Source organism: Acidovorax sp. NPDC077693, assembly GCF_044542805.1.
In the GTDB taxonomy this organism is placed as follows: Bacteria; Pseudomonadota; Gammaproteobacteria; order Burkholderiales; family Burkholderiaceae_C; genus Acidovorax.
Genome location: NZ_JBITVD010000002.1, coordinates 189,518 through 201,513, shown reverse-complemented (window position 1 = coordinate 201,513; position 11,996 = coordinate 189,518). Strand labels below are relative to the sequence as shown.

Here is an 11,996-nt window from a genome sequence, read left to right as displayed (position 1 = left end):
GTCAAACTTCCCGCAGGGCGATCACCGCGCGGCGTGCGCGGTCGAGGAAGGGGCGGCGTTCTTCGCCGGATTCGAGCGCAATCGGCGCGCCGAACGTCACCGAACACAGGATGGGCACCGGCACCACTTCGCCCTTGGGCATGACGCGCTGCACGTTGTTGATCCAGGCGGGCACCAGCACCACCTGCGGGAACATCTGCGCCAGCTTGAAGAGGCCCGACTTGAACGGCTGCGGCTCATCACCGTGGCCGCGCGTGCCTTCCGGAAAGATCACGATCGAGTCGCCGCTCTCCAGCGCACGCACCAGCGGTGCCAGCGGGTCCGATTCAGGCAAGGCCGCGCGCAGCTCCTCTGGGGTGGGCGCGCGGGGTGGGGCTTCGGGCGACGGGTCGGGGCCGCCGGCCATCGCGGTGTCTGCGTCTGACGGTGCCGTGGCCGCGGCATCGGTCACGCCCGCGGCTGCCGCAGCCACAGGAGCCATCGGGGCCGCCGCAGCGGGCGGGCGCGCGGGCGTGGCCTGCCGGTCCACATACACGGCGTTGAACACGGCCGTGGTGATCCACTGGCGAAACGGCGTCTTGGTCCAGTAGTCCTTGGCCGCGATGGGGCGGGTGATGCTGCGCAGCTCCTCGGGCAGCGCGGCCCAGATCAGCACCATGTCGGCGTGGCTCTGGTGGTTGGCGAAATAGATGCGCTGCTCGGCCTTGGGCGGGCAGCCATACCAGCGGGCCTGGGAACCGGTCAGAAACCGCACGATCCCCAGCAGGAGAAGACTCATCAACTTGGCAAGCATGGGCGGGATCATACGGGGCGGGGTGCGCACGGCAGGGCGGGGTGCTGCTGGATGGGGGCTGCACGCAAAGAAGTCGCCGGGTGAGGAACTCCCGGCGTCCGCCTGTTACTCAGTGGTCACTGGATTGACCAGGCAGGAGCACGACCATGAACCCCACATCCGACGCAAACCACGTCGACCTCAGCACCCCGGAAGGCATCGCCGATGCTTTCGTCAACCATGGAATCACCCTGGCCTCGGTCAAGGGGATTTCCGACGATGACCTGGAGGCGCTCTATGCCGTGGCCTACGAGCACCTGGCCGAGGGCCGCGCGCAGGACGCGGTGGAAGACCTGCTCCTGCTGGTGACGCACGACGCCTGGGAGCCGCGCTTTCAGTTCGCCTATGCGCTGGCCTTGCAGATGCTGGGGCACCATGAGGCGGCCGCACAGCACTACGCACAGGCGCTGCTGATGGACGCCACCAATGCGGGCTGCATCCTGCGCCTGGGTGAATGCATGGAAGCGATGGGCAACGCCCAGGAAGCCGAAGAAGCGTTCCGCGCCTGCATCCAGTTGAGTTACCTGAGCCCCGAGCACCACCTGGTGCGCGCCCACGCGCAAGCCCGCCTGTCCAGCCTGACCGGAGGTGCAGCATGAGCTCCCCCATCGGCGTAGGAATGGGCCGGCCGGCCAATCTGTTCTCGACCACGGGCAGCGGGCCCGCGCAGCAAACCGCCAGCACGGCACAGGCGGCTGCGACGCAGGCACCCGTTTCACTGACGCTGCCCCCGCCACCGCGCAGCGATGTGACGGCGGGGCAGGCAGACCGTGTGCGCTCGGTAGCCTCCGAGCCCGTCCGCGAAGGCGCGACGACCTCGACACCTTCGCGGGCAGACGCTGCCAAGACCAAGCTGCTGGCGGCTGGCGACAAGCTGCTGCAGGCCCGGCAAGAGGGCGTGGATGTCGCCAAGACATCGTTCTGGAAAAAGGCGCTGGGCGTGGCGCTTTCGGCGGTGGCGGTGGGTGTGGCCGTGGGCCTCACGGCGATATCGTTCGGCGGCGCCACGCCGCTGCTGGCGCTGGCCTGCGTGAACTTCGCGGTCTCCACCGGCGACGCCGTCTGCGCCTACCGCAACATGCGCAACATGGAAGCCATTGCCGACCACAGGCCGCCGCCGTACGAAAAGCTGCCCATGGGCAACAGCATCGTGGCCAACGTGGTGCACGGCGTGCTCACGCGCGGCGGCATCAGCCCGGAGACGGCCGCCACGGCCGCCAAATGGACGGGCATCACGGTGGGCGTGGGCCTGGCAGTGGCTTCGGTCGTCGTCAGCGCAGGGATGTCGGGCCTGCCCACGGCGTACGACCTGGCCGGCAAGGTGGCGTCGTCGGTCGGCACAGCGGTGGCTGTGGCTTCCACCGTCGGCGGGTTGTTGACGGACGACATGGACCGCGAACTGCTGCAAGAGAGTTTGGACGAGGTTCGCGGGGATGTGATGGCCTTGAAGGAACCATCCGGTGGCCGCACGGAACTCGATCCGGACGGCGGGCTGGTGGCGTCCGCGTTGATCCGCTCGCTGGACGGCAAAGATACGGCCTCGGCCACCGAACTGCACGAAAGCGCGCTCACCGATGCCGGCCGCACCAAAGATGCCGTGACCGGCGCCGTGGGCGTGTTCAAGGCCGTCGACCCTGCGATCGGGGTGATGAGCATGGTCAAGGGCGCGATCATGGGGTGAGGCGCTTCGGAATCGGCGCGCTGGCTGCAGGCGTTGCTACACGCGAGCCACCGGCTCGGCCTGTATCAAAGCACGTTCAGAGCACGTCGATTCTGATCACGTTCTGGTTCAAGGCGCCCAGAGGTTGCGCAATGCACACCTCTGGGTATTTGTTGATGTTCTGCAGGAGCCGGGGGTTCAACGGCTCGGTGTAGAACACCGCTTTCACGCAGGTGAGTTCATCGGGCCTGGTCACCGTCTCCAGCAGGTGAGCCATGTGCGCTTTCATGCGGTCTTCGGTATGGTGGGGCGAGAGTTCACTCGACCCATCCATGCGGAACACGACCAGATTGATTTTGAACTGGTGCCCGTCGATGGGCCTGGATTGAAGGCTACCCACCCAGCATCCGTCTATCCGTGGGTTTGCGCGGACCGCATCGCGGAACAGCCCCCGGGCCGCGGCCGGCAGAGGCTCCAGCGGTTCGTTGGCGAACCGGCTCCAGAGGTCCCGATCGAAGAAGGCGTCTGTCCAGCGCAACGCGGCGTCCAGTTTTCGGATGGACCGTTCGATGGCTTGCGCGCAGTCGCGTTGCAAGCGGTGCTCGGAGATCCTTCGCAGCGCTGGCACCGCCATCTTCTTGTTCAGCCGGACGGCGGCCTGCAGATAGTCGACGCCGTCCTCATCGTCGCTGTCGAGCAAGGCACAGCCGAGTTCATAGTTCAGGTAAGCGTTGGCAGGATGGTCTGCCACCAGTGCCCTCAGCGCGTCCACTGCCGTGGTGGATGTGGACAGTGACGCCATGGCAACGGCCTGCAGTGCCACGTCGTGCGGGTGGGCATCGGCCTGGGCCTGCAGCCAGCGCAAGCGGTAGTGCGCGAAGTACCATGCATCCCGGTGCTTGCCCACCCATGCCGCCTGGTGCGCCTGAAAGATGGACGCCCAGTCGTTCGGAAAGGCTTCGGCACCCGCGCAGACGCCATGCCATTGCGGCGGCTCGATGGTGACGCAAAGGTGGTCTGCGCGCTGTTGGAGGCGGGGGTGGGTGTCGTACAGGCGTGTGGGGCGCGCCTGGGCCGCCGCCAGCATCGGGGCGAAGGCCGGCGCGGCGTAGCGCTGTATGTGTTCGAGGGTGGTCTCCAGGATGTTCGGGGGCGGGGAGTCCGACTGGAGCTTCCATTGCACCCAGTCTTGCTGCATCGCATGCTGCTCGATGTGCTGGTGCAGCTCCATCTTCACCAGCGCATCGATCAAGCTGCCGGCCAGGCCCGCGCGTTGGGCGCAGGCGTCGGCTTCGTATTCGCACTGGTGTGACCAGGCAGAAGACTGGCGCAGGAAGTACGGAATGAACCAGCGGGCCACGAGCTTTTGCGCCGACTGGATGAACCCGTCCGCATCGGACCTGTGTGCCAGCAGATAAATGCCCCACTTGTACCTGACGCGGTAGACCCAGTGGCCCGCCCGATTGTGCTGCCGTGAAAAGTGCCCGAGCTCATGCGCCACCACAGCCTTGACTTCATGGCTGGAGAGGCACTGCAGCAGGGGCAGTCCGATGCGGAGGGTTCGGCGCGCGCCCAGCCCCATGAACCCGGGCGATACGTAGGCCGAAGCGTTGACCTCGTCGGTCAACACGATGCGGTGAATCCTGCCCCCGTCCACGGCCGCCGACAGCGCGTGGACCCACTGGTGCAGCACGCTGCCCGGCGCGACGGCCATCGCATCCCGGTCGTCGATAGGGTCTGGCTGGATCGCCCACACGACCACCAGAAAAAGCGTGGCGCCGATCATCAGCGCAGTGGTGGGCGGATAAAAGATGGCGCTGAGCAGCGTGAATGGCACGACGGGAACGAGCGCCAGGATGTAGTAAATGCCTTCTGCCAACAAGCACAAAACTATCAGTTTGAGTTTTTGAACAATCGGAAATTGCATGGCGTTTTTGGATGTGTCGCCGATTGGAATGCCAGACCCGCGGCGTGTACAGACCGGGCTGCGCGATGGGGGCAAATTGCAACAGATAAAAAAACGAGCGCAGACAGATGCAGAACTCGACAAACCAGGACCGTGATCACCCTGCAGCATGGCGTTTGCTGCACAGACGAGCAATAGACAGCTGCGACCTGCCCATCCAGTACCAACCGCCGCTACACCCAGATCCTGTACACCCAGAAAGCCTCTTCCCGGTGGATGCCCTCGTACAGCGCCTGCGGCGCATACCCGGTGATGCGCCGCGTCACGCGGCACAGGTGCGACTGGTCTGAAAACCCCGCACCGGCGGCCACGTCGGCCCACTTCACCGACTCGCCTGCGGTGTCGGCCGCGATGGTGTCGAAGAACGCCTGCTCCGCCTTGCCGAAGCCGCGCAGCTCGCGCAGCGGCAGCCCGGCCCAGCGCTTGATGCGCCGCTCCAGCTGGCGCAGGCTGCGGCCCGGAGCGGACATGGCCGCGCGCTGCGCCAGGTGCGCGGCCCAGTCGCCGTAGCGTTGCGTGTGCAGCGGTTGCGTGGGGCGGCAGGCCTGCCAGCGGGGCTCCAGAAAGTCTTCCAGGCACTCCAGGCGGGCAGCGTCGTCAGCCTGGCGCTGCACGGCCTCGCACATCGCGATCCACTCCGGCGGCAGCAGGGTCTGCGCGTCCACCATGCGGTCGGTCAGCGCCTGCGGCTCCAGGCCGGTGAGCTGGTGCAGCGCATCGGGCATGAACATCACCATCATCGCGTGGGTGGGCCCGGCGCAATGGCTGCTGCTGGGGCGGGTTTGCGGGCCTGCCAGAACCCAGCGGCCGGGGTAGGCCTCGCGCGGGCTGTTCAGGTCGGCCATGGTGTCGGGCCGCTGGGGCACCAGGTGTTCGCTGCGGCCGGCAAACCACCAGCTCAGGCTGCACAGCGGCGTGGCCGGAAAGCGGTTGATGCGGTCCTCGTCGCTGAGCACATGGCCCACCGTGCTGCGCACGATGGTGCCGCGCAGGCAGGCCGCGAGCGTGGGGCGTGCCAGCCAGAGCTGGCCCGAAGGGATCAGCCCGTCGGGCTGGCGTGCGGCAGAGGAAACCAGGGTGGCCATGCGCGGCGAGTGTAGGCCAGTGCGGATGTCGAATTCGTTCAAGACCGCCGCGCGATCGCCCCGCACCATCGGCGGCATGAACCCAACCACGTCCGTCCACACCCCCCTGCCTGGTGCATCTTCGGCCTCTTTGGCGGCTCCAGCGTCCAGCGCGCCCACGTTGAAAGCCGGTGGCCCGCCCCACCGATGGTGGGGCCTGCCCCTGCTGCGTGCCATGCGGTCGGACTATCTGGGCTTCGTGCAGCGCCTGCAGTGCGACCACGGCGATCTGACCCGCATGCGCATCGTCAACGAAGATGCCTGGGACCTGATGTCGCCCGCGTTGGTGCGCGAGGCGCTTGTCACCCACGCCGACTCGCTCATCCGCTGGGAGCGCGGCATCGCCGTGTTCGAGCAGGTGTTCGGCCAGAGCGTGCTGGTGACCGAAGGCGACACCTGGCAGCGCCAGCGGCGCATGCTGATGCCGGCCTTCAGCCCCCGGCGCGTGGCGGGCTACGCGCAGCTCATGACCGACGCGGCGCAGACCGCGCTCGACGCAGCCGTGCCCGCAGGCCAGGCCGAGGCCCTGGTGACCATGGACACGCTCTGGACCGATGTGGCCATGGACGTGATCCTGCGCACCCTGTTCAGCGAATCGGCGCAGGCCGATGCGCGCGATGCGGCCTGGGCCACGCAGACCTTGTCGGCCGCCGCGTTCCGCGAAATGTTCATGCCGTTCACGCTGCCCGACTGGTTGCCCCTGCCCGGCAAGGCCGCCAAGCGTCGCGCGCTGAAGGCCCTGCGCGGCCTGGTGCAGCGGCACATCGATGTCCGCCGGCAAGAAAAAGGCGCTCCGCAAGGCCCGCCAGCGCCCGAGCGCGCCGACCTGCTGCACATGCTGCTGGCACTGCACGACGAGACCACCGGCGAGCCGCTATCGCCGCAGGAGGTGTTCGACCAGTGCATGGTGAGCTTTCAGGCGGGCCACGAGACCAGCGCCACTGCCCTGCTGTGGTGGAGCCGCCTGATGGCCGAGCACCCCGAGGCCGCCCGGCGCGCGCAGGCCGAGGTGGACACCGTGCTGCAAGGCGGCACGCCGGGGCCCGAGCACATGGCGCAATTGCCCTGGCTGACCGCCACCCTGAAGGAAGCGCTGCGCCTGTACCCGCCTGTGGCTGCGTTGATGACCCGCCGCACCACCGCGCCCATCACGCTGGGCGGCATGGCCGTGCCGCGGGGCGCCATGTTGCGCATCACCCCGTGGGTGCTGCACCGGGACGAGCGCTGGTTCGCACAGGCCGACCGGTTCGTGCCCGAGCGGTTTCTGGAGGGGGCGGCACCCATCGAGAAGGGCGCGTGGATCCCCTTCGGCGTGGGCCCGCGCGTGTGCATCGGGCAGCACTTTGCGATGCTGGAGATGACGCTGCTGGCGGCGATGCTGCTGCAGCGCTACACGCTGCAGCAGCCCGAGCCTGCGGTGGCGTGTGCGCCCCAGCTGCACGTGACGCTGCGGCCTGATGTGCCGGTGGTGCTTCGGTTGGTGCGGCGGCGTCAGATTGATCTGGCGGGGTGATGTGCGGCCAGCCGTTGCAGCGACGCGCGGGCGCCATGTTCACGGCAGCTCCGCACTCCCCATCCGCGCCATGATCGTGCGGGTGCGCCCGGCCAGGTAGGCCGAGCCGGGGGCTTTTTCAAACCGCTTGGGGGCCGGCAGCATCACGGCCAGGCGGGCCGCTTCGCCGGCGCTGAGTTTGCTGGCGCTTTTGCGAAAGTAGTGCTGCGCGGCCGCCTCGGCGCCGAACACGCCTTCGCCCCATTCCACGCTGTTGAGGTAGATCTCCAGGATGCGCTGCTTGGAGAGCAGTTGCTCCAGCAGCAGCGTGAGCACGAACTCCTGGCCTTTGCGCAGCAGGGTGCGCTCGCCCGACAACAGCAGGTTCTTGGCCAGTTGCTGCGTGATGGTGGAGCCGCCGCGGATCTTGGGCGCGCGCTGCGGGCGGTCGGGCGCGCGGGCCTGGGCTTTGCTCGCCTGCGCCTCGGCCTTGGCATTGCGCTCCCAGGCTTTTTCGATGGCGTTCCAGTCCACGCCGTCGTGGCTGACGAAGCCGTCGTCTTCCGATGCGATCACGGCGCGCTTGAGGGTGTCGGAGATGCCGGCATACGGCACCCATTCCTGGCGCCAGCGGACATGGCCGGTGCTGGACAGCTGGGCCCAGGCTTCCGAGCGCTGGAAGCTGGTGGATTCCGGGTCGATCACGGTCATGGCCGCGATGCGGACCACGAAGAACAGCTGCAGCGCCACGAACGCGAGCACCACCAGTCCCAGCCAGCGCAGCACGGCTTTCATTGGAGCGTTTTTCTCTGTGTTGGGTGTTGTAGATGGATGGGCCTGCGCTTGCAAAACCGTTCGGGCTGAGCGGGTCGACGCCTCGCGCGGCGCTCAGACACGCTCAGCGTGAATGGTTCGAGGGGCTTCATGCCGACCCGTTGCTCAAACGGCCTGCTGCATTTCCTGCAGCACCTGCGCCGACGGCGGGCGCACACCGCGCCACAGCAGGAACGCCTCGGCCGCCTGCTCCACCAGCATGCCCAGCCCGTCGCGCGGCGTGGCGCCGTGCTGGCGGGCCCAGTCGAGGAACCGCTGCGCGGCGGGGCCGTACATCATGTCGTAGGCCAGGCTGCCGGGGCGCAGCACGTGGGCCCCCACGGGCACGCCCGCGCCGGCCAGGCTGGTGGCCGTGGCGTTGATGATCACATCGAAATCGGCCTCTACCGCTTGCGGGGTAAGCGCCAGCAGCTCTGATTTTTGTAGCGTTGCCAGCGCGCTGTGCGATTGCACCAGCGCCTGGGCTTTCTCCAACGTGCGGTTGGCCACGGTGATGTGCTGCACGCCTGCCAGCAGCAGGGGGCCCAGCACGCCGGCCGCGGCACCGCCCGCACCCACCAGCAGCACGTCGCGCCCGGCCAGCGATACGCCGGCGTTGCGGGTGATGTCCGCCACCAGGCCCAGGCCGTCGGTGTTGTCCGCGTAGATGCTGCCGTCCGCGCGGAAGGTGAGCGTATTGGCCGCACCTGCCAGTTGCACGCGCGCGCTGGATTCGGTGGCCAGGCCCGGCGCGTCGATCTTGAACGGCACGGTGACATTGCAGCCGCGCCCGCCCTGGGCCGCGAACTCGCGCACCCCTTGGGCGAAGCCGTCCATGGGCACCAGGCGGCGCTCGTAGGCGATGGGCTCGCCCGTCAGTTCGGCAAAGCGGGCGTGGATGGCCGGTGAGCGGCTGTGCGCTACCGGGTTGCCCATCACGCAGTACAGATCAGCGGGGAAAGACGAAGAGGTCATGGGAACAACAACAACGGGGGCTGCATGCAGGGGGCGGTGCCGGGCGAGGGCTGCCGCGGAACTGGCTTTGCCAGGCCGCTGGCAGCGTCCCCCCGGGGGGAAGACGCCGCAGGCGACTCAGGGGGGAGCTACCTCACACTCGTCTCCAGCGTCTGGTCCCGGGTGAACTTGAAGCGCGCCACCATGGCGATCTGGTCGGCTTTCTTGCGCATGTCGGCGTCGAAGGTGCCAAAGGGCCCGGCGGCGCGGGCGATGGCCTCGGCGCGGCGGTCCAGGGTGGCGTTGCCCGAGCTTTGCACGATCTCGGTGTCAAGCACGCGGCCGTCGTGGTTGACGGTGACGATCATGGTGAGCTCGCCGTACAGCTTCTTGCCGCCCTGTTCGGGGAAGTTCTCGGTGCCCTTGTCTTCCACCTTGCGGCGCAGGCCGTCGTAGTAGATGGCGTAGGCCTCCTCGCGCGTGGCGGGGCTGATGTAGCGCTTCTTGGGGCGCGAGTTTTCTTCGTTGATGCGCTTTTCGATCTCGGCCAGCAGCTTGACGAGCTGGCGGCGCTTTTCCTGCTCGGCCACCTGCTCGGCGCTCTGGCTGGGTTTGCGCGGGTCGGGCTCGGGCAGGGTGGCCAGCTGTTTGCGCAACTGGGCCAGCAACTGGGCCTGCTGCTCCTGCATCGCGTCCATCTTGCGCTGCGCTTCCTCGAAGTCGTCGCCGATGGCGGTGAGGGCCGAGTAGGGCAGGGGGCTGGTGGCCCGGCCCTTCTCGGCATCGCCGCCGCCTGCCAGGTTGGACTGGGCGATCGCCTGGGCCTTGTCCGGGCGCTCGTTCGACTTGGCATTGACCAGGATGACTTCGAGTGGCGTGTCCTGGAACACGCGGTTGAAGCCCTCGGGGTCGATGAAGCGCACCGAGATCAGCGCAGCGTGCACGGCGATGGACACGCCCAGCGCCAGCTGCAGCGTGCTGAAGGTGCGGAGAAAGGCGGGGAGTTTCATCGCCGGCAATTATCAGGGGGTGTTACGGGGCTGTCGGTGGCTGTTGCAGGCGGTCAGGAAGCCGCGGCTGCCGCAGCGGCTTCGGCGGGGGCCTCGTTCACATCCACCGCGATGGCGATCGGGCCGGCCACGGCGTCGTCGTCTTCCTCGGCGTCCTCCACCGGACCGTCGTCGCTGCTATCGGCCGGATCGTCCAGGCGCTCGATCACGGTGCCGTGGATGTCGAGGGTGATCTCGTCCGCCTCGCCCAGCTTGACTTTCAGGCGCGCGCCGCGCGGCAGGTTCTGCGCGCCCAGCACCGGGAAGACCAGCGGAATGTCGTCCGCCCGCACCAAAAAGCTGCCGCCCGGACCTTCCTTGAAGACGGTGGCATTCAGCTCGGTGATGCCGTTCTGCTCCACGTACTTGAGCGTCCAGAAGCGCTCCATGCCGCCCTGGTAGCCGTTGTAGGCGCTGTAGGCGGCATCGAAGCTGCTGATGATCGAGAACAGGTCGGCGTCCTTGGGCTTGAAGGGCGCGGCCAGCGCGGCGGTCTTGCCGTGGCGGGCGCAGGCAATGATCTGCCACTGGTTGACCAGGTCGGTGTAGCGGCGCAGGGGCGAGGTGGCCCACGAATACGCTTTCACGCCGATGCCCGCGTGCGGCAGCGCCTTGGTCCCCATGCGCACCTTCACGCCGGGCGCCATGCTGGCCTGGCTGCGGTAGATGCCGGGCACGCCCAGCTCGGCCATCCAGCTGCCCCAGGTGCTGTTGGCCACGATCATGGCCTCGGCCACGATGAGGTCGAGCGGCGCGCCGCGCTGGCGCACGCTGATCTGCACCTGCTCGTCGCCCGTGGGCTCTGCGCCGTTGTTGCCGACCAGGCGGAAGTTGTAGTCCGGCCGGTTGAAGTTCTCGGGCTTGCCGCGCACGACTTCGCGGCGGGCCTTGAGGTCTTTGGCCAGGCGGTGCAAAAATGATAGCTGGGGGCGCAGGTCAGACAAGCGCTGCGGGTCGTTTGCATGCTCGAACGCCGGGTTGGCCAGCCATTCTTCCGTCACCACCGCGTCAAGCTGGTCGTGGCGCAGGTTGGCCACCACGTGCACGCGCTCCAGCTTGGTCTCGGAGCTCTTGAACTCCAGCGTGGCTTCGTCGATGGTCACGTACAGCGACACGGCCGGGTTGGCGCGGCCCTCGTCCAGCGTGTAGGTCTGCACCACATCGTCGGGCAGCATGGTGATCTTGTAGCCCGGCATGTACACCGTGGACAGGCGCGCGCGGCCGAGCTGGTCGATGGCGCTGCCCGGCTGGATCGCCAGGCCCGGCGCGGCGATGTGGATGCCCAGCACCACGGTGCCCGTGCCCAGTCCCTGCACCGACAGCGCATCGTCGATTTCGGTGGTCTGCGAGTCGTCGATGGAGTACGCCTGCGCGGTGGACAGCGGCAACTCGTCGGCAATGACGGGCGCCGTGACGGCCGGAAAGCCCGTGCCCTTGGGGAAGTTCTCGAACAGAAAGCGCTTCCAGTGGAACTGATAGGCCGAGTCGATGGCGCCGGCCTTTTGCAGCAGGTCGAGCGGCGCGGTGTGCGTGGCGCGGCTGGCGTCCACCACGGCCTTGTATTCGGGCGCGTTCTTGTCCGGCTTGAACAAGATCTTGTAGAGCTGGTCGCGGATGGGCTGGGGGCACTCACCGCGCCCGAGCGCTGCGGCCCACTCGTCGATCTGCGCGAGCAGGGCTTTTTTCTTCTCGATGGCGGCCAGCGCCTGCTGCAGGATCTCGGCCGATGCCTTCTTGAAGCGGCCCTTGCCCGCGCGGCGGAAGTAGTGCGGTGCGTCGTACAGGCGGAACAGGGCGCCGGCCTGCTGGACCAGGGTGGCGTTCTCGGAGAAGTAGTCCCGCGCCAGGTCGGCAAAGCCGAACTCGTCTTCGGGCGCGAACTCCCAGGCCAGGTCCAGTTCGATGGACTCGGCCACGTCCTGCGCCTGGGCGATGAGTTCCGCCGGGGCGGGCTTTTCGAACTTCAGGAGGATGTTGGCGGCCTTGACCTTGACCCGCTTGCCGGAGTCGAGTTCTACCTGGGCCGATGTATCGGCCTCCGACAGGATACGGCCGGCCATGAATTTGCCGGCTTCTTCAAACAGTGCATGCATGGCGGGGATTGTC

At 67.7% G+C, this 11,996-nt stretch carries 10 protein-coding genes; 3 read left to right on the top strand and 7 right to left on the bottom strand.

From position 1 onward, the window contains the following. Position 1: 1 nt before the first annotated feature. Complete coding sequence (locus tag ACIGHN_RS03020) at positions 2-793, bottom strand: lysophospholipid acyltransferase family protein (RefSeq protein WP_396503210.1); 792 nt, start codon at positions 791-793, stop codon at positions 2-4. 146 nt (positions 794-939) lie between these two features. Between ACIGHN_RS03020 and ACIGHN_RS03015 the strand changes: the two genes are divergently transcribed. Both ACIGHN_RS03015 and ACIGHN_RS03010 read left to right on the top strand, forming a co-directional pair. Further along, positions 940-1,431, top strand: coding sequence for a tetratricopeptide repeat protein (locus ACIGHN_RS03015; protein ID WP_396503209.1), 492 nt, complete (start codon positions 940-942; stop codon positions 1,429-1,431). Next, positions 1,428-2,513, top strand: a complete 1,086-nt coding sequence (locus ACIGHN_RS03010; protein ID WP_156370727.1) for a hypothetical protein — start codon at positions 1,428-1,430, stop codon at positions 2,511-2,513. The genes ACIGHN_RS03015 and ACIGHN_RS03010 overlap by 4 nt, the downstream gene beginning before the upstream one ends. Positions 2,514-2,589: 76 nt before the next feature. Here the strand turns inward: ACIGHN_RS03010 and ACIGHN_RS03005 are convergent, their stop codons facing one another. Together ACIGHN_RS03005 and ACIGHN_RS03000 are read right to left on the bottom strand one after the other, a co-directional pair. Continuing rightward, positions 2,590-4,419 carry a M48 family metallopeptidase gene (locus ACIGHN_RS03005; protein WP_396503208.1) on the bottom strand — a complete coding sequence of 610 codons (1,830 nt, stop codon included), beginning with the start codon at positions 4,417-4,419 and terminating at the stop codon, positions 2,590-2,592. A gap of 212 nt (positions 4,420-4,631) precedes the next feature. Continuing rightward, entirely contained in the window at positions 4,632-5,543 is a 912-nt protein-coding gene (locus ACIGHN_RS03000) for an AraC family transcriptional regulator (RefSeq protein ID WP_396503207.1), read from the bottom strand. A gap of 25 nt (positions 5,544-5,568) precedes the next feature. On the opposite strand from ACIGHN_RS03000, the gene ACIGHN_RS02995 reads away from it, so the two are divergent. Continuing rightward, the gene (locus tag ACIGHN_RS02995; protein ID WP_396503206.1) at positions 5,569-7,095 is read left to right on the top strand and encodes a cytochrome P450; all 1,527 of its coding nucleotides are present in this window, start codon (positions 5,569-5,571) and stop codon (positions 7,093-7,095) included. Positions 7,096-7,134: 39 nt separating this feature from the next. Here ACIGHN_RS02995 and mtgA read toward each other — a convergent pair whose 3' ends face one another. The 4 genes from mtgA to ACIGHN_RS02975 all read right to left on the bottom strand — a co-directional run bounded on the left by mtgA (position 7,135) and on the right by ACIGHN_RS02975 (position 11,983). Next, positions 7,135-7,869 carry a monofunctional biosynthetic peptidoglycan transglycosylase gene (mtgA, locus tag ACIGHN_RS02990; protein WP_056417582.1) on the bottom strand — a complete coding sequence of 245 codons (735 nt, stop codon included), beginning with the start codon at positions 7,867-7,869 and terminating at the stop codon, positions 7,135-7,137. Positions 7,870-8,013: 144 nt separating this feature from the next. After that, on the bottom strand, positions 8,014-8,862 hold the full coding sequence (gene aroE, locus ACIGHN_RS02985) for a shikimate dehydrogenase (protein ID WP_396503205.1): 849 nt from the start codon (positions 8,860-8,862) through the stop codon (positions 8,014-8,016). A 128-nt stretch (positions 8,863-8,990) separates the two neighbouring features. After that, positions 8,991-9,851, bottom strand: coding sequence for a TonB family protein (locus ACIGHN_RS02980; protein ID WP_056167361.1), 861 nt, complete (start codon positions 9,849-9,851; stop codon positions 8,991-8,993). 53 nt (positions 9,852-9,904) lie between these two features. Then, positions 9,905-11,983, bottom strand: a complete 2,079-nt coding sequence (locus ACIGHN_RS02975) for a ribonuclease catalytic domain-containing protein (RefSeq protein WP_396503204.1) — start codon at positions 11,981-11,983, stop codon at positions 9,905-9,907. Positions 11,984-11,996: the final 13 nt, after the last annotated feature.